Origin of the sequence: Paenibacillus sp. FSL A5-0031 (assembly GCF_001956295.1) — a bacterium.
Taxonomy (GTDB): Bacteria; Bacillota; Bacilli; order Paenibacillales; family Paenibacillaceae; genus Pristimantibacillus.
The window spans coordinates 267,326-289,574 of sequence record NZ_MRTD01000012.1; the positions used below are offsets into that span (position 1 = coordinate 267,326).

Below are 22,249 nucleotides of genomic sequence, written 5' to 3' on the forward strand. Positions count from 1 at the left end.
TAAAAATCCTACAAACGAAAGGTGTTTTTAACGATGAAGATAAAAAAATGGTTAGTATGGCTGCCTATGATGATTATGGTTTGGATGATGCCGGTAATGGCCTATGCGGCAGACGAGAGTAATCCGATTACAAAACTAAAGAAGTATTTTAAATTCGATTGGAAGCTGCTTGATGGGCTCGGTTTTATGTTCTATGTCGTAATGGTCCCAATTACGTTTATGATTATCTTCCTATTGGTTTACAGCATATACGATATTATCCGTTTTGGCATAAAAGTCAAACAAGCAAAAGAAAGTATGGGTAATAAGAAGTTTTGGATTGAAACGGGCGTTGTATTCCTCATTATCTTCTTCTTCTTCTCGGGTCTATTCCTAGATTTTCTGGAGCAGGTATATAACTGGACGAGCACACAAGATATTACATCAGGAATGTAATGCTTAGTTATCTCGCATCGGAAACGTCGGAAGCTTATCTCAAGAAGATGAAGAAAATGTACGCTATTGATGTCAATCAGTTGGGGGCGCTGGAATGGGTGCTTGTCATTGCAGGCACCTTTGCCACCATCGTATCCACCATCGCTCTTGTCTACTGGCTGTATAAAATCATCCTTTTCTTATGGCAGGTGAAGCTGGCGAAGGCCAATCTGAATGATTCAATTTTTTGGAAGCGGATGGGTATTGCGCTTGTTATTATTATGCTCTTCGTTACATCAGGGATGTTTGCCATCTTAGAGGGCATCTTTAATGTTTTGGGAAAAATGGGGTGGACGATGTGATGCAAGGCGTGTCTTACACCTATTTGGCTGCTGCTGTGGAGGAGCCAAAAGAGAGCAACGATAAATGGTATATACCGGAATGGGTGACGGACTTAGGTAGTCAATTCCGCGATATAACCCAAACGTTTCAGGATCTCATGTCGGGTAAGTTAATTAAAGATGCCATCGATGGCGTTGTAATTGGCTGGACAGATGAGTTTCTCGCACCGTTGTATGGAACATTTGCGAAGAGTTATTTGTTTACGCCGCATATTGCGGAGATAAAAGCGGTATTTGTAGGGTGGTCGATCATTTCCATCATTAGCCTAGTTGCGCTACTGGTGGGTATAGGTATGCTATCCATCCAGATTATAAAGGGCAAAAAAGAGATGGGTCAGCTCTTAAAAGTATTTTTATGGAGCTTCGTCTCTGCCGGTTTAAGCCTAACGGTTATGAATTTTATTAACGTGGGTTTAAACTGGCTCACGCAATTAACGCTTGCTGGCATTATCGGCAAGGCTGACATTACGTATCAAAACTTAACAGGTGAAGAGATCCTAAAGTCATTGGTAATCGGCATCGACAGTATAACGAATCCTGCGTATGCCGGCATGTCGCTCGGACAATTAATGGCAGAAACGGAAGGCGGTATTTTTATACTGTTTTTTGATGTATCGGGAATTATTGTGCCATCCTTCGTGCTTTCAATGCTTAAAAGTATCATTGTCATTATCATGGCCATCTTTGTAGGACTCTGGATAGCCTATACGGCTTATTCTGGAAAGCTAGAAACGCTGGTAGGATTTATAAACATTTATACTCGAACCTTGTTTGCGGGTTACCTGATGGCTGTGTATTGGGCGATTTTTGTTAAAGCGCAAACGGACTTTGGGGTGGACATTGGGTTTATGTCGGATATCGGCATTCATCCTGCCATTGCTGCTCCGATCACAGCCATTGGCTTGTTTGTGCTCCTCTTCTTTGTTTGGCTCCGTCCGGTATGGTTAGCGGCTAAAATGCCGGTACATCTCAATGGTGGGCAAGCGATTGAAAAGTTAGGAACGTATGGTCATCGTAGCTCAATGGCCTTAAACGCCATGGGCAAGCGATTTGGCTCGGAAGCACTTCAAAGAAAAGGATTGAGCTGGTCACAGTCTAGTAATCGTGTAGCCGATGTTGGCAGACGGATGCAAGAGCGAAATGTGCAAAAAGCCATCATGAAATCAATCATGACTGGTGGTGGATCTGAAGCATTGCAGGGTGTGAAATACGAAGCGCCTGCCGTGTGGGAACATAAAACGGGTAACGTGGTTATGAAAGAAGCTGGTCAAGAAGTGACGAATCATGGCTTGAATTTACTAGATATCCCTGCGCACGAACTTGAGCATCAGCTAAAACCGGAGGGCTTTGTATCAGGTGCCGTCATTCGAGTGGATAAAGAAAGTCGAGGAGACATGGAGAAAATAGTCGGTCATCTCGAACAAACGTATGGTAAGGGTATAGCATACAACGCAGGCACTGGTGAGCTGTTAGTAGAGAAAACGGTAAGACCTGTTATGCGTGAGCTGCAGGATGCGCAGATCAAGTCAGCAGCCAGTCATGGTTATACCAAAAACGGTGTCTTTATTGATAGTGACAAGCAGGATATCCGCCGCTTTACGAAGTCTGAAGTAAGTAGGGAAACACTTGATGCCTTAACGGAGAAACTGCCGGTTTATACAAAAACCAATTTAAGTACAACCGAAGCGCAATCGGCCTATAACCAGCTGAGTGAAAAGGGAAAACAGTATCCATGGGTCAAGCAATTGAAGCTGGTAAATGGACAGCTATGGATTCCGGAGATTGATATGCCAGAAATCTTACCATTGCTGCAAAACCTTCGCACGGAGAGTACACCTTTTGTGCGTTTTGATTTGCCGCGGGGATCGCAATATTTGGCAGATCTTGAGCAACAATTGAGATCCAGCGGTGATACTGATTTACTTGCTGGTTTTGAGGCAAATGTAACAGATAATTACATTATGGTAAGAGAAACGCAGGCCAAACGACTAGAAGAAGTCCATAAGCTATATCGGGAAAGTAGGTTGCCATTCTGGCGGACCATGTCCGGAAAAATCATGGTCATTATAGACGGTATGCCAGTAGATCATGGGCATCAACCGCTAAATGGGATGGATATGGGCAGTTTTGAAAAGCTGCAAGCGGATATGTTACGGCAGCATGAAGGAACAAGTAAAAAGAAAGGAGGAAAATAGGTGGCAGAGGATCTCAGTCGGCAAGAACAGGAAAATGAGTTGTTGAGTGCTTATTTTTTAGGGGATATACGAGAGGATATACAGTATCTAGGTTTGACGTTTAATGATATCGCTTGGGTAATGGGGAATACGCTCTTCGGAGGCGGATTCCTTTTTTTATTGCCTTTGCCATTTTGGATTAAGATCCCTGGTCTCCTATTGATCTTTGTCTTATCCATATTCGGACGATTATTTTCATGGTCTTATCGTCGTCGCCGTCGTTATCGGTATATTCGGCAAAAAAATACGGGCACCGGTGATGAGATGGAGCAGCTGCTTGGTGCAGAGAGTGATGGCTGGTTTTATCGCAGCGGCAAAATGTTGCATATGGTCATTTCGTTGCAAGCAGATCCATGGCAAACAGCGGTATACAACCAAAAGAAACAACGGATTAACGGCTTTGAACAATTTTTACGGGCATGCGCGAGTGAACGTTTTGAGGTTTCGATATCTTCTGAACAGATTTCGGACTATCAGCACGAGTTATGGACAGCGAAAGCTAACAAACCGGTAGCTTCCGAAGGTATGGCAGCTCTGAAGAAAAACCGTATAACGATGTGGCGGAACATGGCTGAAAGCGGCGAAGCAAAGCGGAGCGTGTATGTGCTGCGTTTATCTGTCATGGAATATCAAATCGATTCGCGTGAACGTGATGACGAAACAAGCGAAATGACCAAAGAAGAGCGCCAGCGCTTTCGCATGTTGGCGGAGCTGCGCGAGAAGCTGCAGCGTGTATTAGATCCGCTAACGGCATCAGGTCACGAGGTAACGATTCTATCAGGACTTAGCATGCCGGAGCTCATGGGCCGCTGGTTAGATCCAATTAGCTGGGAGCGTTGGATGGCAGCGGAGGGGAATTGGGAGCAAGAGGCGCCTGATGAGCTTGTTATATCGTTAACAAAGGAGGATAGCAAGGAAGAAGAGGCTGACCATGAAGAGAAGGAACAAACGGATAGCCCACCTCGCAAAGGCTTTTTAGCGGTCATAACGGCTGGTCTTATTACGCTGGCGAGAAAAGTCGGCTATAGCTTGCGCTGGGTAGGCAATGCATTACATTGCATTCTAGCGCGTTTGAAAACGAGGAGACCAAGGAAGGAAGTCTTGGATGATTTATTACACATAGCGGATTCACTATCGGATCTAACCCTGCAAGGTGAAGAGGAGGAGAAGGAACAGCAGCGTATGTCTGCTCTTCAAGGGATCTTGTTTCTGACTTCGCCTACCTCAAGCGGAAAATCTTTTTTAACGGCCAATATGGCTGTTGCGCATAGCGGTGAGGGGGTAATTCTACACGTGGTGGACTTATCACCGGATCGTGGTACGCATACGTATCTCAATCCGCTGCGCGTATCAAGCTCGGAGCCAGGATGGGAAGCTTGGACGTCACGGAATGCACCAGGGCTTACCTTGTGGCTGCCAAGTGAAGAGCAGCGTCCTCACATTGAGGAAACCATTCGTCTACTTCGCAAGCTTTCGGAACAGGGTCCGGTCTTGGTTGATCTTCCCTTTGCGCACCCCTCACGAGCAGAGCTGCTAAAGCTTGGTCAAGCGGTTGCGATTGTGGATGGTGATTATCACCACTGGCTGCAATGGGAGCAAGCGGCAGAGAGTTGGCATGGCGAGGTTTGGCTTAATCAGTGTGAGGAGCCTATGACAAGTCATATGGCTACGCTGCTTAAGGAGAAGTGGGGCCAGCGTGTATCGCTTACATTTCCTCATTTTCATGAGGCAAACCGTTGGCTCTTCCAAGGTCGACCTTTTGTCTTAGATCCTAAAGCGGTTGTTCATTTTATTCAGGTAGAGGAGGAGCAGTCCCATGTTAGCGGAAACCAAGCGGCTAGTTAAAAATTGGCGAAAAGAAAAATCAGAAACCGTAGTCAATGTTGTGGATGGTAAAGACGATAAAAGTGGCCACTTTGTGCGCGTACTGATGATTAAGGGATATCCACCGGTGCTGCTCACCGGCTACCTGGACAAACTCGATGAGCTGGTGGGCAAGGAAGGCGCTACGCTGCGTAAAACGATTCGTTATGCAGCCAGCGATGTGACATGGAATCTATCACTAAAAAATAAATTAAACCGGCTAACCGTGTCGATAGCCAAGCAGCAGGAAGACGATCCAGCTAGAAAAGCGGAAGTGCAAGCGAAAGAAACGATTTTATCCTTGCGCGATGCGAAGCAGCAGGACAATCGCAAACTGCTTGACGTTTATACCTATCTTACGATTACAGCTCCAAAGCGCCATCAGCTCCATGCAGTCGAAGTAAAACTTAAGCTATGGTTTGATGAGCTGGATTGCAAACTGGATAATCTGCTATTTGAGCAGCAGGAGGCGCTGAGGCAGACGAGTCCTATATTTGATCCCCACACGCCAAATAGCGAGTTCTTTAACAAAAAGCATTATGGCCATGTGACCACGGATACCGCAGCTGCGCGCACCTATCCCATGACAAGAGGCGGATCTAGCGATGGACAGGGACCGTATTTCGGCAGGCGGACAGAAGACGGCTCTTTTACCTTTATTAATATTTGTGATCCCGATGATCCAAGAGCACAAAATATTACGGTTTTCGGTAAAACAGGACAAGGTAAATCCTACTTCTTAAAAGCGTTAGTTGTTTCGTTGCTAGAGGAAGGCATACATGTATTTGTTTTCGATCTAGACGGCGAGTGGCGCGATCTTTGCGAATATGTAGGCGGGGTTTATATCGATCATACGGCAGACCAGGGCCGCTACTATGAGCCGCTTACGATTATGCCTGCGCTTCCTGAATTGGATTCGGATTGTATCAACTTTAATCGTTCAAGGCGTGGGAAAGCCATCGATAATGGTGTTCGCGCCTTCTCGCTGCTTGCAGATGGTTTAGCCAAGGCTGAGCTCTTTGAGGCAGGGGAAGCGATTAAACGTGTGTTCGACAAAGCTGGCATTGTGAAAGAGAAGCCAGAAACGTGGGATGCGCCATATACGGGTCCGCGACCAACCATTCATCGCGCTTTTGAGGAGATAGCCGAGGAAGCGAAGAAAGATAATCCGGCAGCCAAAAGCTTGTACGATGCCATCAAGATTTACTTTATTGGCATTTATGATGGCATTTTTCAAATTGAAGAGTCCATCACCTTTCAAAAGACAAAGCTTACCGTCATTAAGGTCGGAACGGGTCAAACGGATAGCGACGATAAAGATGAACTAGCCAAACAATCGCAACTTAAAATGTCGATGGCCATTGATGTTGTAAACTCCAATATTCAATGGTTGAAATTCGAAGGCGCGTATTTTTCAGCGGTGCTAGTGGATGAAGGTCAGCGACAAACGAAAAATCCAGAAATGAGGCGCGAAATTTTCTCTTGGTACACAGCAATACGGAAGTGGAACGGCATGATGATCCTTGGTTCTAATACGCCAGCGATTATGCTCGATACAGCAGAGGGCGAGGGCATGTGGGAAAACACGAGTGTTCGCGTGTATTTCTACATGGAACAATCAGCGATTAGAAAGCTTACTGAGCACTCCAATGTGCCGATGGAAATTCAGGAGCGCATATCGCAAAACGAAGATACCAATCAATACATTCTGGAGTATCACAAAAAATATGATGAGCTGGTCATGGTGGTTCCTCCTGAAGAGAGCGCTTTGTACAAGACTCGTGGTCTTAAACAGGCAGGGTAGGTGGGAAAATGCAAGGGTCCATCTCCAATACAGTACAAACCGTAAAGAAAGCCCATGCTATCTATAAGTTAATTCTTCTACTAGGTACACCGGCTTCAGTCGTCCTTATTATTTTAGCTGTTCTGATTGTTCTTATTATGCTGCTCACCGTTCTCCCCTTTCTCTTATTTGCTGAGGAGGGGAGTTTGAATAACCAAGGAGCGTTAGGAAGTTCATGGGGACCGATCCAGCTCGATGCGGACGGCAGTAATTATCAATGGCCGGTGCCATCGATTACGCGCATTACGTCGTATTTTGGTATTCGAGATATTGGGGAAGGCGGAGAAGCGCATGGCGGCATTGATATCGCGGACGGCGCAGCCAATACAGAACTCCAGCCGATCTATGCGATCGCTTCCGGCACAGTAACCATTGCGGGAACGCTGGGCACTTTTGGACAAGCGATCTATATTGATCACGGTGGGGGGCTGGTGAGCATTTATGGACACTTAGATACGCGAATGGATGTAGAGCCTGGTAGTGTCGTAAACAAAGGGCAGCGAATCGGCAGGATCGGTGAAGGTAAAGTGGGGCGATCGACGGGTCCTCATTTACACTTTGAAGTACGAGTCAATAATAAACGAGCTAATCCACTTGATTATGTGCAGCCGGTCATTCAAGTATCAAGTGACTTCTCTTATCGTCCGCTCGATATTGCACTGGCTAATCGCTTCTTAATGAGCAAAAAATCAGCGCTTGCTGATCGCTCGATTTTAAGTGCCATCGATCAGGCAGGAAAGGCACAAAACGTCGATCCTATGCTTTTACTTGCGATCACAGGGCAAGAACAATCTTTTGTTCCGATCACCAAAAAACATGCAGAACTGATCGTTAAAAACCCTTGGAATGTATTTGGATGCTGGTGTAGCGGCAAAGGCGCGACACTCACCACAGAGCAATCTGCGTTGATCGCTGCAAAGACGATTGTAAAGCTTTCGCAGGATCGGCCAAGCAATCGTAATGCGATTGAATGGCTTAGCGCGAAGGACAACCCACGAGGCTATTACGCAGAGCATGCAGGCTGGTGGATTGGTGTCACCAAATTTTATAGTGTGCTGCTCAATTTGAAGGAGTGATTTATTATGTCCACCCTTGTAATCCTTATTGGTCTGGTACTGTGGTTCCTACACCGGCAGGGGAACAATTTTGTCATACCGAAATGGATTTGGACCATAATCGGTTTATTTTTGATTTTTATGGTCGTAAAGAACTTAAATGATGTTTTTGATTTTGCAAGTCATGAGGCGTCGGAATGGTGGCCATTAATTCAAGAAAATGCCTATCGGACGAGCGAACGGGTACGTGGTTTTGTACAACAAATGATGCAGGGAGGCTGATTCATTCATGGAGGGTGGGGGGAAAGGGAAATCAAATGAAAAAGAAAGCTTTGCGCAATATCTAACGCGCATATGCGGAATTACGCTGGCGGTTTGCATTGCGTTGCAATTTCTAAATGTGCCAGAGGTGATATCGCTATTTGCGATGCAGCTCATCCGATATGTACTTATGCTATTTGGTTTGTTTGTTGCGTTGCCTGCAGCCATGCAATATGTTTGGCACAACCGGCTTAGATGGCTGGATCGATACCGTGAATGGAAGCAACGAGAACGACCGATCATGATGCCAGTAAGCGCTCTTCAGGGGCAGGTAGAGTCACAGCCCGTAAGTGTTTCTGACGTTTCAACCAACCAATTAATGATCGCTCCAACTAATCCCTTAGCAAATGGTCCATTGATCGCTCCTTATTCGTTCTTGCCGGTTAATCCTAAGCCGCATTCAACATCTACATTGCGAGTTGAGGGGGCTGGTCAGCTAATCTCTGATGCGCTGCAGCTGGCCGGTATTCCGCTGGAAGGTGAAATTGATGTTTTAGCGGTGGAGAGTGGGCCGACGCTTCAAGCGATCTCCTTTCAATTACCGCCAAAAGTGCAGCTCTCCAAATTAATTAGCAAGAAAGAAGACATTGCTAATCATATAGGTCATCATATGGGGTTTGATGTGACGTCTGCTCCGCAATTTAGAAGTGCTGCAGCCTTTGTCGTGCCACAAGCCGACCGTGCATTTGTTTATATGCGGGATATGGTGCATGAACTTATAGCTTTTGCTGAGGATGCAGCCTTGCCCGTGATTTTTGGTAAAGATATTCTTGGAAAGCCAATTCTTCAGGATTTAGCACGTATGCCGCATTTACTTATCGCGGGTGCAACCGGTTCGGGTAAATCGGTATGTATAAATACACTTATCAATTCGTTACTACTCACCCGATCTCCGAAGCAATTGCGATTGCTCCTCATTGATCCAAAACAGGTCGAGTTTACCGTCTATCGAGGGCTGCCGCATTTGCTTGTGCCGCCAGTATCAGATATGCGTAAAGCAATGCTCGCTTTTAATAAAGTCATTATGGAGATGGAGCAGCGCTATGAAAAGTTTGCAGAAGCTGGCGTTCGTAATTTGGAGGCTTACAATGGCAAGATGAAGCAAGATCAGCTGCCCTATATCGTGGTCATTATCGATGAGTATGCGGATCTCATGTTGGTAGCTGGTGATGAGGTGGAGGACGGTGTACAGCGGATCACGCAAATGGCTCGTGCTGCCGGTATTCACTTGATTTTAGGGACGCAGCGACCAAGTGTGAATGTGGTGACGGGTGTGATTAAAGCAAATCTTCCTTCTCGGGTAGCCTTTCGGCTGCAGAGTGCGGTTGATTACCGGACGGTACTTGATCGTGGAGCTCCTCCATTATTAGGGTACGGGGATGGCGTGTGTATGATTCAAGGAGGGACGTTGCAACGATTCCAATCAGCCGCAACGAGCTCAAACGATAATGAAGCAACCGAGTTAATCGATGCACTAATAACTTTTTGGTCGAAGGATACTGGAAAGCAAGACGAATGGTCGATGCCAGAGGACAGCGATCCAAGAACGTCTCCAGATGAGGATCAACCGCCATGGGAAGATGACCAGGAGACTGATGCAGCTGATCCGGAAACTGAGCAGCCAAGCTATAACGCTGATCCTCAGAAGAGTGAATATGAGCAGGTACTTGCCATAGTAAACGAACACGGAGGATTTTCGATGGAGGTAGTACAGAGGAAATTGCGAATAAGTTATGCTGCAGCCACAAGACATATTGAACGGATGCTAAATGAAAACGTGATTGGTCCATACGATAAGGATGCGAAAATGAGACCATTGGTTCGTGATGCTGAAGCACAGCATGAACATGAGCAAACAGAAATTCTCCAAAAGATGAAACGCTATATTTGCGAACATCGATCCGCTAAGAGCTCGGAGCTGCGTGAAGTGTTTTCGATCCGGAAAGAAAAGGTTTTAGAATATATGCAGCAGCTTGTAGATGATGGTTTTTTAAATCCTCCTGAAAACACGCGAGCCGGTTATACGATAGCCTGGTCAGATGAAGTCATGCAGGCATTTCTTCAAGATAATTAATTGACAGTAGAGTATGAATTTAGATTAAAAACAGATTGCTTCTATTTGGTAATAATAAAAGTATATTGGTTCCCGTTGATTAGTTCCCACTCAAATTATGTATATGAAACCGATTGAAAACCCCCATTTTATAAGGTTTTTTGCTTGTTTTAACTGGGAACCAATAATGGGAACCAATGACGGGAACCAATAGAGGGAACTGATTAAAATGAAAGGAGAATAGTAAATGAATACAGCTAAACTACCCATGAGTAAGGACGTAGATATGGCAGTCATGTATACGGCCGAGGCTTGCAAGACTAAATCTCAAAAACTCGTACTTAGTGAGATTAATCGAAATATCATAGATGAAGTTCTTGAGATTTACGAGCTTAAGGCGTCTTTTGCGGAACAGGGAGTACCCATGCCGAATAAGATTCTAATGTATGGTCCTCCAGGTACGGGGAAAACCATAACCGCTTTTTATTTAGCACATATGCTAGGGTTGCCACTTATCCTTGTTCGCCTGGATACCATTATCGGCAGCTATTTAGGGGAGACGGCGGGAAACGTTCGAAAAATATTTGATTATGCGATTCAGAATCCTTGTGTTTTTTTCTTGGATGAATTTGATGCTATTGCGCGGAATCGATCCGGAAGAAGAGATGTGCAAGAAATGTCTCGCGTGGTGAATACGCTGCTTCAGTGTCTGGATGAGTTTCAATCTGAAAGCATATTACTTGCAGCAACCAATTTGGATGAAGAATTAGACACGGCAGTATGGCGAAGATTTGATACCAAAATGAAGTATGATCCGCCAACAGATTCGGAACGAAGGATTTACACGCAAAAGCTATTTGATAACTATGAGAAGAATCAGCTGATTGATGATATAGCCAGTGTTCTCGCTTCATGTAGCTTTGCAGAGATGGAGCAAATATTTATGAAAGCAAAGCGGAAGTCGATTTTGAGGAAGACAGACATTACCCTTCAGCATATTGAAGAAGCAAAGGAAGAATATATGGGAGATCGGAAGTAACGGTCATCATAATCTTTGAGTGCTATAAGGAATTGTGGTATCGTTGAGTAAGAGATTATTCCATAAGGGAGGCGATTTTACTTGGAGAAAAAGTCCAATAAATCGTTGAAAGAACGATTAGCGGTTGCAAATCAAAAGATTGATGCTCAGCTGCCGGATCTCTGGTTGCAGGCGGAACAAAATTTAGAGAAATTAGAAGAAGATTATCATAACAATAACAATCAAATAAATAAGGGGATAAGAGACTAAGGTGTATCAACCTATAGTCTCTTTTTATTTATCCATATGAATCATAATCGCGGCGATGTTTATTTGGTGTTATATCCTTTTGATGATGGGGAAAAGGAAAAGCTAAGACCAGGAATTATTTTAGATACGAAGGATAAACGCTCTATTGTGATCAAAGTGACTTCGAATGAAGAGCGAGGGAACGATAGTCGGGATCTCGCTTTAGTATATTGGCAAGCAGCTGGCCTTCAGAAGCCATCGGTAGCTCGATGTTCCATGTTTGTGCCGCTCAATCATGACAAAATTGATAAGTATTTAGGGACGTTGCATCCGGAGGATTTGATCAACGTCCTGGCACATTTTTATAAATAATAACGAAGGCCGATCCGCTGAGGATTGGCCTTCGTCATGAAATTGACGGAAAAGAGCTGAGTAAATGATTAGAATTGTTGATACTAATCCTGAAGTTCTCGCTAAATTTTTAAAAGTCGATGTTGCTCTCATAAAAGTCTGGAGTGATCGGAGTATGACAGTTGGCCCTGATACTACACATGATTATAAGGTGAGTCGACGGAAGATTCAGTACGGCGTTCTAATAGGAACGATGGATGGCTATAGCATTCATAAAAATTGATAAGTATTTAGGGACGCTATATCAGGAGGATCTTATCAACGTACTGGAACGATTTTATATCTAAAAATAAAGGAGGCCGTTCCTGCAGAGGATCGGCCTTTGTTATGAAAGGAGCTTGATGTATGAACCTATTTTTCATTTTTTTCTTATCCGTTATAGGTGTAGCAACCTTTTCACTATTTATTCATTCTCAAATTCAAATGCATGTCAAAATGATTTTTTTATCAGGGCGTGACACTGCTCACTTTGATGCTGCTCACATTTCTCTTTATTGATCGCTATGTCATCGGTGTGATCATTTAGCTTAATGTGGATAACCACGAAAAATAATCATACTTTTTGCATACGATTTGCGAACGATTGCCTTCAAAATCCTTGCTATGCTTGTAATAGATAACAAGAGCCACACGAAATGGATAGGAGGGTTGGTGGTGGGAATCTGGCTAAACAGGGTATGGCAGCCAGCGCTCACTGATCGCTTAATCGTCATCATATTAGTTGATGACATAGTGATCATGAATAGTAACCGATCACCACCAAATCATACCTAAATACTGGAGGTGAAAGGAGCTGAAAGAGTGAAAGAGATTGCGATGAGTGATGTTGCCAATCAACTACAAATGGCGGAGAGCAGCTTGCGCCGCTGGTTGCCAATGATGGAACAAGCCGGTTATGTGTTTGAACGAAAAGATAATAATCGAAGGCAGCTTACCGAGATAGATATCGTCGCATTTGCGGAGTTGAAGAAATTAAGTCAAGTCATGACACTGCCAGAAGCGTGTCAACGGGTAGTTCAGCTGATTCCGCAAGTGTCTACGGGTAATCGAGCGCAAGAAGAGATTCTCTTCGAGCAGCTGCTCGAAGCATTACCGGAGGCGATTTACTGGCAGGGCAAAGACGCACCGGTTGCGCAGCTACGCCAGCAATGGCTAAAAGTAAAATCTTCCTAACGGAGAGGAGAACAAAATGAAGTTTAGCTTAAAGAAATTGAATCGGATGCTGCTTTATGTTTTTGGCATGACAGCAGCACTGGTACTGCTCTATATCTTGGATACAAGATGGACGGTCATGGTCGATACACAGAGAGTAGTCATAGCAGCTAGACAATTGCTACCGCATGACGCAATTAAGGAAGAAGATCTTATGATCCTTCGGATCAAAGAGGATTATGTCATATCTGGCGCGATACCTGCAGAGGATGCGCATTTATTAATTGGTCAGGAAGCGCTGCAGCTTATTGAGGCAGGTGATCAAATGACCGTGAACCGAGTGGACAAGACTTCACTGCTTAGTGTGCCAGGGGCAACGGTTGTGGAATTGCCAGATGATTGGATACTTTCTGTTCCAGGCAGCTTGCGCAGACTAGACCGGATTACCATATTTGCTGTACCGACCGATACCGAAAAAGTAAATGCAGAAACAGGCATTACCGAACCACTTCTAACGAAAGCGGAGAAAGTGGCAGAGGATATTGTTGTCGCCTATTACAAAGATGCAAGCTCCAATGAAGTAAAGAATGTTGAAGGTACTGCGAATCCGAATGTGAGAGTGGATGCAACCGTGCGAGGTCGTAAGCTAGAGCTAGAACTGACGCCAGATCAACTGAAGCTGTTGTCAGAAAAAGCAGCGAGCGGTCATCAATTTATAGTGGGGTATGGATCATGAACATTGGTTTTATAGGGAATGATCAAGAACTATGTCGTCAGCTGCGCCAGGCATCTCAGACGGAAGGGGTATTTAGTACCCAAGAAACAAATGATATGGAGCTTATCTTAGATACGCTTAAAACCTGCAAGCTGATTTTAATCTCTGACCGGCTAGTACAGCCGCATGAGTTGGAATCGCTGAAGGAGCTCTTTCTTGGAAAGGCAGAACTAGTTTATTTAATTAGCTACAAAGCGGATACTCCGGTTATAGAAGAGACCAAGCTGGTGTGTATGCGGCATGGGATTGGCATTTGCCATCCCAAACGAACAGTAGAGCAGCTCGTGGAATTTATTCAGCAGCAATACCTTGGCGGTGGTGCGCCGGTGAGCAAACAAGGAGGACAAGTCATTGCGCTTGTCGGCACAAGGGGACAAACGGGAGTGACAGCCACTACGTTTTCTCTCGCAGATGAGATTGGAAGGCGGATGGGGCGAAAGGTAGCTGTGATTGGCTTAGATGCTTTTTCCCCTGGAGATACCTTTATCACCTATGCAGGCAGCTATCTCAATGATCTGTACACACAAATTAAAGATGGTGGTATTTTGACGCCAGCAGAGCTCGTTACGCATATGCATCAGGCTAAGAACTTTGCGTTTTTGGCTGGCAATATGGATATTACCAAACGTTATCGGTACTCCTCGGAGTCCGTAGCCCATGTTATTGCATGCGCGCGAGAGGTTTTTGATGTGGTACTGCTTGATGCAGGCTCTAATCCAGATAATAACCTATGCTTACAAGCTTTGCTGCATGCAGACATGCGAGTGGTGGTAACGACGCAGCAACCCGCAGCCCTTACCAATTGGCACCGGTATATACCACTTTTTAGAATGGTGAGCAGCGAGTCCATGTCATTTATGCTCCTGATTAATAAATGGTCAAAGCAGTGGGGAGATACAAAAGAGATTGAGCGTAGCATGGCTGTGCCGCTGCTAGGGTGGCTGCCCGATTTGAAAGATGACGGTATGTTGTGTGAGATGGAGAGACGTTTGCTCACCACAGTCGATCATTCTAAATATACCGAACAACTGAAGCAAATGGTTGATTTATTGCAATCACGCTTCAAGTGGCCAGCACAAGAAGAAACACCTGCCCGAAAATGGAGATTTGGGAGGAGAGCGACATCGTGAGTAGTCCGTGGCGAGAGCAAGATTTTCATATCACCGAACTGGAATCTAAGGAGCACGTAAGTCATAAACCAGCCATACAAAAGGCGAGTAGTCATTCGCTAAGTGATGAGTTTAAAGCGCTTTGTATGCAGGTGCGAAATAATTTTCGAGTCAAAAATGAACAGCGTACAGATAAAGACATGAAGAAGTGGCAAGCGTTGCAGCATGATGCTGTTATCGGAAAGCCAGAAGCGGTCCAGTTATTTATGGGCGAAATCGAAGAACATATTCGGGTTAATCAATTACAGCACGTCAAGCAGCCAAGCTATTATCATTCACTAGTGGAGGCGGTTTTTCAGCAAACGTTCGGTCTAGGTCCCATTTCGGTATGGAAAAAGCATCCGAAATATGCGAGATCACAATCTGCTCGTATTATGGGTCGTAAAATCTTCTTCGACATTCCAGGTGAGAAGGCCCTGCAGCCTTTTGCTTATGAGTCGGAGGAAGAAGTGGTCGAGAATATTATCGAAAAAATACGGATGAAGGATGAGTTTTCTCATATTAACCAATATAACCCGACTTTGGAATTGGATTTGGAAGATGGAAACCGTGTAACGATAATGATTCCGCCACTTGTTCGGCGTCCAACGATCATATTTCGTAACGATACCATGAGAGCACCTACCCTAGAGGATTTGGTGGATGAGGGAACTATTCCATCAGAAAGTTTGCCGATTGTCCGAGGGGTTGGGCATGCGCTTCTTAATATGGTGATTACAGGGGCAGTACGATCAGGGAAAAGTACGCTGATAAAGGCGCTTTACGCAGAACGACGGAAAGAAGGACGAGTTGCCGTAACCGTTGAACGAGGCCATGCGGAGATGAGACTGAGTGACAATCATGAAGATGATCAATTGGTTGAAATTGTTATAAAAACAGATGAGGATTACGCGAAGGTATTTGATATTGTGCTGCGTTCTGATTTTATCTTTCTCATTGTTGGAGAGACGCGAAGTATGGAAGGAGAACTTTTTTTGACCTCCTGTGAACGAAGCAAGGGCGGATCAATGACCAGCTACCATACCGAGAAAGTTGCCAACATACCAGGTCAATTAGCACGGATTGTCTTACAACGTTTTCCGAACCGAGAATACTGTGAAGAACTCATTCGCGTCGCAGAGAATATTAATCTCGCAACCGTCATGAAAGAACAAGATGATGGATCGAAAAAACTCGTTCGGTTGACCGAAATCAGACTTGATCCTTTTACGTTTGAAGTGAGCTGTCACGATATCATGCGATGGGAACCCGAGCAAAATCGATGGACATATTGCGATGACTTCTCAGATGAAGTCATAGAAAAAATGAAAGAAACAGCACCGAATTATGCCGAGCAAGCTTTATCAGCTTTGAGGCGATTAGCTCATAGTCACCCTATGTCGGAGTCCAATATTGAAAAGGCGTTAAGCAGCCAGCTTGAAGAGGTGGTTGTGAATGATATTTAAATTGGATTTATCAATGGAAGTCATTTTAAAAGCGGCCATCATGTTATTTTATGTAGCTTGCGCCTTTGGTCTCATTGCAGCTATTCGCAGCCAGCTGTTTCGATCATGGAATGTACCCTTTTTTCTAGATACAACAACTGCGAAGAAAATGGAGGAAGAGGATAAAACTTTTTCTCACCTGGAGCTTCTGCTCCGATCAACGAGCAAAACATTTCATCGTAACTCAGTCAACCAGTTTATTAGCTTATGTATAGGTGTGATGGTAATTGTTTACGCGATCTTATTGGTTGGATTTAGTGCCGGTGAACCTTTAACGTGGTGGAATAGGCGAGCTTTTGGATTTGCAGGAATAATTGCGCTGCTACCATATGGCTTACTGAGAATAAAACTTTATAACCTGCGTAGGGAAAACAGTTACGCACTCATTGAAGCGACAGAATTGCTTATTTTGAAATATCGAAGCCCTGGTACGCAAGGTGATTTATATCATGCTTTGTATGATACTGCTGATGAGCTTCAGGGAACGATGAAACGTGCATTTAGCTCGTTGGTAACGATATTACAGTTACAGGGCAAGTCAGCGATTCGAGAGGGTGTCGAGTTGTTTAAGTATCAGATCGATAATAGCTGGGCGAAGCAGCTGGGTGTGTTATTTACAAAAGCGGCAAAGGAAAATAGGAATATTGGACGAGCATTGGAAAAAGTGCATACCGATATGCAGGAATCGAAGCGAATTGTTGAAGCAGAGAAGTCGGAGTATATGGATTCCATTATTATGGGTTACTTTCCACTGATTTTGGTTCCAGCTTCAATCTATGGCATCAATCGCATGTTCGAAGGGGCTATCATGAAAATATTGTTTGATGATCCTAAGACACTACAAGCATTGATTCTTTGTATTATTTTTATTGTAATAGGCTTAGTCACATCGTTAATCTTATCCAAGCCTAAAATTGAGGTGTAGCTTATGCTCATACATGGTGGAAAAATTGGCCTATATCTACTAGAAGTGGTGTCTGTCTTTCTTCTTATGCGAGAGCTGCTCTATATGCGGCGACGTAGTCCGCCGGATCTGTTAAAGCAGCTCATTGATATGACCAAGGGGCAGAAGGGACGTGTATTCCAGTTTTACAAGGACGATGAACTGGATGCAGCTTTTACCTTTGCGGGTATTATGAAGAATGGTTCAGCCTGGCAATACAAATTTTATCGAGATCTGTTTTTTATAACGACGATTATGGTATTGCATATCTATTTCCTTTTCGTTCAGGAGTACCCTGTAAAAGGCATGTTATTAACATTTCTGCTCTACATGGTGTCGTTAACAGGGAAGTCATTTGCACCAGGGCGATTATTTTTGGTCATGGCCGGTAAGGAGAAGCAGAAACAAAAGAGCGATGAGATCATAGACCTTTACATGCTGCTCTCTAACGATTATCAGGCTGAAAATAACGATCATTATCAAAGCGTTTTCGCAAAGCTTACCGAGTTTAGTTCATTTACCAAGGCACTCCGTCCGGATCTAGATCGATTGTTGTTTGATTTTCCGGTTGATGGTGCAAAAGCATTTAAGGATTTTGGTCAGCGTGTGGGTACGAAAGAAGCGAAAACATTAGCAGATTTGCTAGAGAAGATTAATGAATCAAATCCTGAAATGGCCGTAGATTTGCTAGATAAAAACTACGATACCTTTCTTGATTTCCGAAGGCAGCGCCGCAAACAGAGATTAAAGATTAACGGTTATATAGGACATACTGTCGTATTTCTGGCCATCATCTCTGTGATTTATTTTGTTAACGTAGCATCGAATGCTTATAAAAACGTGTTATTGGACGCTTTAAACTAAAATGAACGCCCAAAAGGGCAAGAGGAGATCATTCACATGCAAAACGCCTTAGCAACCGTTATTTTAATTGCAGCAACACTTATTCTGATAAGCTTGACAGTCTTTTCGGATACAGGAACGTTTGGAGATGCATCCACACAAAAAGAACGCGCGCATACCATCTCAGAGAACACAACGATCCCAACCAAATTAAAATAAGTAAGGGGGGAGCCGGCATGCTTTACGAGCATGCCGGCATTTTTATATGAAAGCCGTTATTGCATTCGTTATATTATCTCCGTTCTTTCTCTATTTTTTGTTTCAGCCCAGCGTGGAGAGAACCTTACAATATAGGGATCAAGTACTGCAAAAAAAGGCATATGAGGCCGCGCATTTAGTAGCGCTGGATGGTCGCTTAACGGAAGAGGTCAAAGAGGAAATCATTGGCCAGTTAGAGAAAGCTTATTTTCGACGTGATAAAATTGATTTAAAGGGTCCAGCTATTGCAGTTACTCGTGGGGAAATTATTGAAGTATCTCTGCAGTACCCACAAGGTCCGACGCAAATTTTCAATCTGTTTGGTAGCGACGAGGAAAGAGATTACTATTACCCCATTACGATTATGAGCGAATATATTGAGGAACGGCCATGAAATGGGTGTTGACGGTCATATTACTTACACCCATCTTGATATTGTTTAGCGCTTGGAATCAAGATGAGTATTTACAAACAAAGCTCAAAGCAGAGCTGAAGGAAGGTATGGATCTTGCTACACATGATGCCTCCCTGCAGATCATCCAAGAAGAGCTGGAGAAGGGATCGATCCGCTTTGATCCCCTAGAGGCAGAAAAGGTATTACGACGATCAATGCAGACAACATTTAAACTCAATGGCTTGCTTGAGCCTCTTCCAAATGGAATATGGTTAGACCCCTTTGAGCTCGTTTGGTTTGATCGTATTGAATCAGGCACTTTCCCACAGGTATATCAGAGTGGTCCACCTTATTACTATTCGGATATTATAAAAGGGCCATCGATTATCGCCATTGTGAAGGTCAAACATCCCCGTTATTTCGGGGTATCAGACGATTTTGAATATGTCGTGGGTAGTAGTCACGAATACGTAAAATAAATGATGCTATAGCAGAGCAGAACGGGTATAGTCTTATATCTAGTTTGATATGTGGCTTTAAGTTTTATGGGAAAAACGATATAATAGTGTCAATAAATTAAACGACAGAACAAGTGGTTTGAATGTAATCCCCTCACGTATGCTAAGAGTAACAATGGGTGAAGCTTACCATGAGGGGGTGTAAGGAATTGGAAGAGAGGGATGAGGAAATGGCAATTGATAAAAAAGAATCGACTCCAAAGGTTATACATGCTGCAGACGAGGCAATTATGAAGATGGCTCTAAAGGGAACGGAAAAATACGATAAAACACTTTCAAAGCTGGCGAAAAATTAATGATCATTGGATTATCGGCCAAGCAAATTAACATGATTCACGATTTACAATTGCATAAGTATGGTGGACTCTCCGGAGTCAAAGAACCAGGATATCTTGAGCTACTCGCTGAAAAGCCGTTTACGGAGTATTTTGGCGAAGAGCAGTATCCTGGTTTATTTTATAAGGCAGCTGTTTATTTTGAAGGTATAGCTGCAGCTCATGCTTTCAATGATGGAAATAAGCGGACTTCCGTTGTTGTGACGTATACCTTTTTGCAGCTCAATGGTTATGAGCTGGAGGCAGATTGGATGGAACTGTTTGAGACAGCTATATCAGTGGCACAGAAGAAGATGAGTCTAGGTAATCTGTCGCAATGGTTGGAGAAAAATAGTAAACGGATATAGATTTGTTCCGAATATTGATTATTAATCAAAGGTGGATATTTGAATTGACAGAAAAACAAGAGAATCGGGGCGGAGCCCGAATAGGTGCTGGACGGAAAAAAGGAATTAAGAAACGCAAACGGCAAATCTCATTGTTTTTGACTGATCAACAGTGGGAAGCACTAGAGATGGAAGCCGCAGCAGAAAACAGCAAACTTGGAACCTTCATGAATAAGAGGGAAGAAGCTTATGCTAATGAACTTATCGATAAGTATAAACTTGGGCTAGAAAATCATAATGAATCAAATAAAAATAGCGAGTAGACCAAATTGGTTTACTCGCTATTTTTGTATAGACAAATTGTTTACTTTTTGATTTATAGGTGCTAATATTCAAAATATATTCAATGAGGTCATTAAGAATTGGATTTTTTTGCTGCAGCAGCAGGCCAGTGATTCCATGAAAAACAAAATGAACTATTGTGACTGTAAGGAGTGAGAAAAATGAAATTAGGTATCTCTATTGATGATGGAATGTACGGTGTAAAAGGTGGAAAATGTGTAGGCTGTGGAAAAGAGACTAGACATTTATACAAACATACTAAGTTTCCAAAACATCAAGCAAGATGCAGTAGATGTATGGATGAGTTGAAAGATGAAAAAAAGCGAACATCATATTGAATAGGATTTTTAAAACATAATACAAAGGGAAGTGACGCAACGTGAATCCCAATATAAAAAAGTGGCTAGATAAAAACGCAACAGGATATGAGGTGCAAACAACCAACGAAGGAAAAAGTATTGTGTTTGTGCCAAGTATCGTTGCTGATGAAGCGTTCAAGTATTTTAATAAATTCCACCCTTCCTTAAAAACGGAATGGCGCGGTAACTATTCGTGGCTTGCGATTTTCATGAGCTAACCCAATGGTCGATATCGCTATAAAGGCAAGAAAAAAAATGAATGAATTTGTCAATGGGGAGTGGAGAAAGAAATGATCGAGTCTTTAAGCAAGGATCAAATCGAGGAGGCTAAGCACGCGCTTGGTTTAACTTACAAAAAGAAGCCGACTCGCAACTATTTTTATACAAGTGCAAACGATAAAAACTGGCGTGATTTAGTTGATAAAGGTTTGGCGACTACAGCATCCGGTTGGAGCGAGGAAAAGGCATATTTTAAGCTTACGTTTGAAGCAGCAAAGATGATTTACGGAAAGCCAATGTCATTGAAATACTTTAAAGAGATTTCATAAAACGTCATGATCTTCGATGAATATCTTTGACCATAAGGAGTGAGGATCGTTATGAATAAGTGGCATGTGCTTTTTAAGGATGAAAAAGGCAAGCGCGGTTGGTTAGTAACTAGCGATTTAGATATTTGGGGCAAGGTCGGAACGATGAAAGTAATCGACAAAAAGCTTTGCGAGATTGTTGCGATTCATGAAGTAATTCTCTGAATAAGAAAGGTACGTAGTCAATATGTATCGCTCAGTAATAACGAAAGGATGTGAACGTTTGGCATACACAGTTGAATGGAATCCGTTGCTGGAAAACCAAGATTTAAAGCGTACCCTAGCAAGGCTACATGTAACATTTATGACTCTTGGTTTTATGTCTATTACTTAGGTTTTGAAAGTCGTTGTTATTAGTGTTGATAGAGTGGAAGTTTATGCGAACAATGGACAGATTTTTTCTTACCGCGCAAGCGATAAATACAATGACCGGTTGGAAAGGAGGGCTGGGAATGTCAAAGGAATGCTTGATGTGCGATGGAGAGAAGATTTACGAAAATGAGGAGTGCAATTTTTGCGAAGGTACGGGTTTTGACCTTGAACATACTGAAAACCCTGTCTGTCCTCATTGTGGCCACGAAGAAGAGGAACACGCTGAGCTAGGATTAAAAGATTGGTCCGATGGTTCAGAGTGTGTGGAACATTGCTCCAATTGTAACCAGAAGTTCGGACTAGTTTTATCAGTTTCATATACGTTCGGAACATCCAAGAAATATGACGGACAGCTTTGAATACGGAAGAACATGGAGGGCTGTATGGAGAAACAAAGAGAGTTAGAGGACATTAAAAACAAGTTGGCTGAAATAAAACAATATGATGATTATTTTTGGCTGCGGTATTTGCAAGAGAATACGATTTTTGACACCGATAACATCAAGGCTCAAAAGGATTGGTTAATAGCC

General features: G+C 43.4%; 28 protein-coding genes. All 28 read left to right on the forward strand.

Translation table 11 applies throughout. From position 1 onward, the window contains the following. Window positions 1–33: 33 nt before the first annotated feature. The 28 genes from BK120_RS21710 to BK120_RS21825 all read left to right on the forward strand — a co-directional run bounded on the left by BK120_RS21710 (window position 34) and on the right by BK120_RS21825 (window position 22,078). Window positions 34–435 carry a hypothetical protein gene (locus tag BK120_RS21710; RefSeq protein ID WP_076269575.1) on the forward strand — a complete coding sequence of 134 codons (402 nt, stop codon included), beginning with the start codon at window positions 34–36 and terminating at the stop codon, window positions 433–435. Next, window positions 435–776, forward strand: coding sequence for a hypothetical protein (locus BK120_RS21715; protein WP_076269576.1), 342 nt, complete (start codon window positions 435–437; stop codon window positions 774–776). The genes BK120_RS21710 and BK120_RS21715 overlap by 1 nt, the downstream gene beginning before the upstream one ends. Next, complete coding sequence (locus BK120_RS21720; RefSeq protein ID WP_076269577.1) at window positions 776–3,010, forward strand: MFS transporter; 2,235 nt, start codon at window positions 776–778, stop codon at window positions 3,008–3,010. The genes BK120_RS21715 and BK120_RS21720 overlap by 1 nt, the downstream gene beginning before the upstream one ends. Further along, window positions 3,011–4,894: a hypothetical protein gene (locus BK120_RS21725; protein WP_076269578.1), complete on the forward strand. Its 1,884-nt coding sequence runs from the start codon at window positions 3,011–3,013 to the stop codon at window positions 4,892–4,894. Beyond that, window positions 4,866–6,716: a VirB4 family type IV secretion system protein gene (locus BK120_RS21730; RefSeq protein WP_076269579.1), complete on the forward strand. Its 1,851-nt coding sequence runs from the start codon at window positions 4,866–4,868 to the stop codon at window positions 6,714–6,716. Before BK120_RS21725 ends, BK120_RS21730 begins: the two co-directional genes overlap by 29 nt. Window positions 6,717–6,724: 8 nt before the next feature. Next, a complete protein-coding gene (locus tag BK120_RS21735) occupies window positions 6,725–7,831 on the forward strand; it encodes a M23 family metallopeptidase (protein WP_076269580.1) in 1,107 nt (368 codons plus the stop codon). 6 nt (window positions 7,832–7,837) lie between these two features. After that, window positions 7,838–8,092 (forward strand): hypothetical protein, encoded by a 255-nt coding sequence (locus BK120_RS21740; RefSeq protein WP_076269581.1) that lies wholly within the window; start codon window positions 7,838–7,840, stop codon window positions 8,090–8,092. 7 nt (window positions 8,093–8,099) lie between these two features. Continuing rightward, window positions 8,100–10,205: an FtsK/SpoIIIE domain-containing protein gene (locus BK120_RS21745; protein WP_076269582.1), complete on the forward strand. Its 2,106-nt coding sequence runs from the start codon at window positions 8,100–8,102 to the stop codon at window positions 10,203–10,205. A 226-nt stretch (window positions 10,206–10,431) separates the two neighbouring features. Next, window positions 10,432–11,223 carry an AAA family ATPase gene (locus BK120_RS21750; protein ID WP_076269583.1) on the forward strand — a complete coding sequence of 264 codons (792 nt, stop codon included), beginning with the start codon at window positions 10,432–10,434 and terminating at the stop codon, window positions 11,221–11,223. 81 nt (window positions 11,224–11,304) lie between these two features. Beyond that, the gene (locus BK120_RS35420; RefSeq protein ID WP_179089853.1) at window positions 11,305–11,472 is read left to right on the forward strand and encodes a hypothetical protein; all 168 of its coding nucleotides are present in this window, start codon (window positions 11,305–11,307) and stop codon (window positions 11,470–11,472) included. A 36-nt stretch (window positions 11,473–11,508) separates the two neighbouring features. Then, on the forward strand, window positions 11,509–11,823 hold the full coding sequence (locus tag BK120_RS21755) for a type II toxin-antitoxin system PemK/MazF family toxin (RefSeq protein ID WP_076269584.1): 315 nt from the start codon (window positions 11,509–11,511) through the stop codon (window positions 11,821–11,823). Between the two features lie 840 nt (window positions 11,824–12,663). After that, window positions 12,664–13,035, forward strand: coding sequence for a hypothetical protein (locus tag BK120_RS21765; RefSeq protein ID WP_076269586.1), 372 nt, complete (start codon window positions 12,664–12,666; stop codon window positions 13,033–13,035). A 16-nt stretch (window positions 13,036–13,051) separates the two neighbouring features. Beyond that, window positions 13,052–13,750, forward strand: coding sequence for an SAF domain-containing protein (locus tag BK120_RS21770; RefSeq protein WP_076269587.1), 699 nt, complete (start codon window positions 13,052–13,054; stop codon window positions 13,748–13,750). After that, a complete protein-coding gene (locus BK120_RS21775; protein WP_076269588.1) occupies window positions 13,747–14,919 on the forward strand; it encodes a CpaE/TadZ family protein in 1,173 nt (390 codons plus the stop codon). Before BK120_RS21770 ends, BK120_RS21775 begins: the two co-directional genes overlap by 4 nt. Then, window positions 14,916–16,403 carry an ATPase, T2SS/T4P/T4SS family gene (locus tag BK120_RS21780; RefSeq protein WP_076269589.1) on the forward strand — a complete coding sequence of 496 codons (1,488 nt, stop codon included), beginning with the start codon at window positions 14,916–14,918 and terminating at the stop codon, window positions 16,401–16,403. The genes BK120_RS21775 and BK120_RS21780 overlap by 4 nt, the downstream gene beginning before the upstream one ends. After that, window positions 16,393–17,367: a hypothetical protein gene (locus BK120_RS21785; RefSeq protein ID WP_076269590.1), complete on the forward strand. Its 975-nt coding sequence runs from the start codon at window positions 16,393–16,395 to the stop codon at window positions 17,365–17,367. The genes BK120_RS21780 and BK120_RS21785 overlap by 11 nt, the downstream gene beginning before the upstream one ends. Window positions 17,368–17,370: 3 nt before the next feature. Further along, window positions 17,371–18,249, forward strand: a complete 879-nt coding sequence (locus BK120_RS21790; RefSeq protein ID WP_076269591.1) for a hypothetical protein — start codon at window positions 17,371–17,373, stop codon at window positions 18,247–18,249. 36 nt (window positions 18,250–18,285) lie between these two features. Further along, a complete protein-coding gene (locus tag BK120_RS35425; RefSeq protein WP_179089855.1) occupies window positions 18,286–18,447 on the forward strand; it encodes a hypothetical protein in 162 nt (53 codons plus the stop codon). A gap of 46 nt (window positions 18,448–18,493) precedes the next feature. Further along, window positions 18,494–18,880 carry a hypothetical protein gene (locus BK120_RS21795; RefSeq protein ID WP_076269592.1) on the forward strand — a complete coding sequence of 129 codons (387 nt, stop codon included), beginning with the start codon at window positions 18,494–18,496 and terminating at the stop codon, window positions 18,878–18,880. Beyond that, window positions 18,877–19,359, forward strand: coding sequence for a hypothetical protein (locus tag BK120_RS21800; protein WP_076269593.1), 483 nt, complete (start codon window positions 18,877–18,879; stop codon window positions 19,357–19,359). The genes BK120_RS21795 and BK120_RS21800 overlap by 4 nt, the downstream gene beginning before the upstream one ends. Before the next feature lie 158 nt (window positions 19,360–19,517). After that, window positions 19,518–19,694 (forward strand): hypothetical protein, encoded by a 177-nt coding sequence (locus tag BK120_RS35430; protein WP_179089856.1) that lies wholly within the window; start codon window positions 19,518–19,520, stop codon window positions 19,692–19,694. Beyond that, complete coding sequence (locus BK120_RS21805) at window positions 19,694–20,080, forward strand: type II toxin-antitoxin system death-on-curing family toxin (protein ID WP_076269594.1); 387 nt, start codon at window positions 19,694–19,696, stop codon at window positions 20,078–20,080. Before BK120_RS35430 ends, BK120_RS21805 begins: the two co-directional genes overlap by 1 nt. A 44-nt stretch (window positions 20,081–20,124) precedes the next feature. After that, a complete protein-coding gene (locus BK120_RS21810; RefSeq protein ID WP_076269595.1) occupies window positions 20,125–20,382 on the forward strand; it encodes a hypothetical protein in 258 nt (85 codons plus the stop codon). A gap of 180 nt (window positions 20,383–20,562) precedes the next feature. Further along, window positions 20,563–20,739: a hypothetical protein gene (locus tag BK120_RS35435; RefSeq protein ID WP_179089857.1), complete on the forward strand. Its 177-nt coding sequence runs from the start codon at window positions 20,563–20,565 to the stop codon at window positions 20,737–20,739. 41 nt (window positions 20,740–20,780) lie between these two features. Beyond that, the gene (locus BK120_RS21815) at window positions 20,781–20,978 is read left to right on the forward strand and encodes a hypothetical protein (protein WP_076269596.1); all 198 of its coding nucleotides are present in this window, start codon (window positions 20,781–20,783) and stop codon (window positions 20,976–20,978) included. A 72-nt stretch (window positions 20,979–21,050) separates the two neighbouring features. After that, window positions 21,051–21,308 (forward strand): hypothetical protein, encoded by a 258-nt coding sequence (locus tag BK120_RS21820; protein ID WP_076269597.1) that lies wholly within the window; start codon window positions 21,051–21,053, stop codon window positions 21,306–21,308. Window positions 21,309–21,359: 51 nt separating this feature from the next. After that, complete coding sequence (locus tag BK120_RS35440) at window positions 21,360–21,512, forward strand: hypothetical protein (RefSeq protein WP_179089858.1); 153 nt, start codon at window positions 21,360–21,362, stop codon at window positions 21,510–21,512. Between the two features lie 287 nt (window positions 21,513–21,799). After that, window positions 21,800–22,078: a hypothetical protein gene (locus tag BK120_RS21825; protein ID WP_076269598.1), complete on the forward strand. Its 279-nt coding sequence runs from the start codon at window positions 21,800–21,802 to the stop codon at window positions 22,076–22,078. Window positions 22,079–22,249: the final 171 nt, after the last annotated feature.

Excerpts from the sequence above, each read along its gene's own strand:
- BK120_RS21710 (WP_076269575.1), top strand. The coding sequence starts at position 34 with ATGAAGATAAAAAAATGGTTAGTATGGCTGCCTATGATGATTATGGTT.
- BK120_RS21715 (WP_076269576.1), top strand. The coding sequence starts at position 435 with ATGCTTAGTTATCTCGCATCGGAAACGTCGGAAGCTTATCTCAAGAAG.
- BK120_RS21720 (WP_076269577.1), top strand. The coding sequence starts at position 776 with ATGCAAGGCGTGTCTTACACCTATTTGGCTGCTGCTGTGGAGGAGCCA.
- BK120_RS21730 (WP_076269579.1), top strand. The coding sequence starts at position 4,866 with ATGTTAGCGGAAACCAAGCGGCTAGTTAAAAATTGGCGAAAAGAAAAA.
- BK120_RS21735 (WP_076269580.1), top strand. The coding sequence starts at position 6,725 with ATGCAAGGGTCCATCTCCAATACAGTACAAACCGTAAAGAAAGCCCAT.
- BK120_RS21740 (WP_076269581.1), top strand. The coding sequence starts at position 7,838 with ATGTCCACCCTTGTAATCCTTATTGGTCTGGTACTGTGGTTCCTACAC.
- BK120_RS21745 (WP_076269582.1), top strand. The coding sequence starts at position 8,100 with ATGGAGGGTGGGGGGAAAGGGAAATCAAATGAAAAAGAAAGCTTTGCG.
- BK120_RS21750 (WP_076269583.1), top strand. The coding sequence starts at position 10,432 with ATGAATACAGCTAAACTACCCATGAGTAAGGACGTAGATATGGCAGTC.
- BK120_RS21755 (WP_076269584.1), top strand. The coding sequence starts at position 11,509 with ATGAATCATAATCGCGGCGATGTTTATTTGGTGTTATATCCTTTTGAT.
- BK120_RS21770 (WP_076269587.1), top strand. The coding sequence starts at position 13,052 with ATGAAGTTTAGCTTAAAGAAATTGAATCGGATGCTGCTTTATGTTTTT.
- BK120_RS21775 (WP_076269588.1), top strand. The coding sequence starts at position 13,747 with ATGAACATTGGTTTTATAGGGAATGATCAAGAACTATGTCGTCAGCTG.
- BK120_RS21785 (WP_076269590.1), top strand. The coding sequence starts at position 16,393 with ATGATATTTAAATTGGATTTATCAATGGAAGTCATTTTAAAAGCGGCC.
- BK120_RS21790 (WP_076269591.1), top strand. The coding sequence starts at position 17,371 with ATGCTCATACATGGTGGAAAAATTGGCCTATATCTACTAGAAGTGGTG.
- BK120_RS35425 (WP_179089855.1), top strand. The coding sequence starts at position 18,286 with ATGCAAAACGCCTTAGCAACCGTTATTTTAATTGCAGCAACACTTATT.
- BK120_RS21795 (WP_076269592.1), top strand. The coding sequence starts at position 18,494 with ATGAAAGCCGTTATTGCATTCGTTATATTATCTCCGTTCTTTCTCTAT.
- BK120_RS21800 (WP_076269593.1), top strand. The coding sequence starts at position 18,877 with ATGAAATGGGTGTTGACGGTCATATTACTTACACCCATCTTGATATTG.
- BK120_RS21805 (WP_076269594.1), top strand. The coding sequence starts at position 19,694 with ATGATCATTGGATTATCGGCCAAGCAAATTAACATGATTCACGATTTA.
- BK120_RS35435 (WP_179089857.1), top strand. The coding sequence starts at position 20,563 with ATGAAATTAGGTATCTCTATTGATGATGGAATGTACGGTGTAAAAGGT.
- BK120_RS21820 (WP_076269597.1), top strand. The coding sequence starts at position 21,051 with ATGATCGAGTCTTTAAGCAAGGATCAAATCGAGGAGGCTAAGCACGCG.
- BK120_RS35440 (WP_179089858.1), top strand. The coding sequence starts at position 21,360 with ATGAATAAGTGGCATGTGCTTTTTAAGGATGAAAAAGGCAAGCGCGGT.
- BK120_RS21825 (WP_076269598.1), top strand. The coding sequence starts at position 21,800 with ATGTCAAAGGAATGCTTGATGTGCGATGGAGAGAAGATTTACGAAAAT.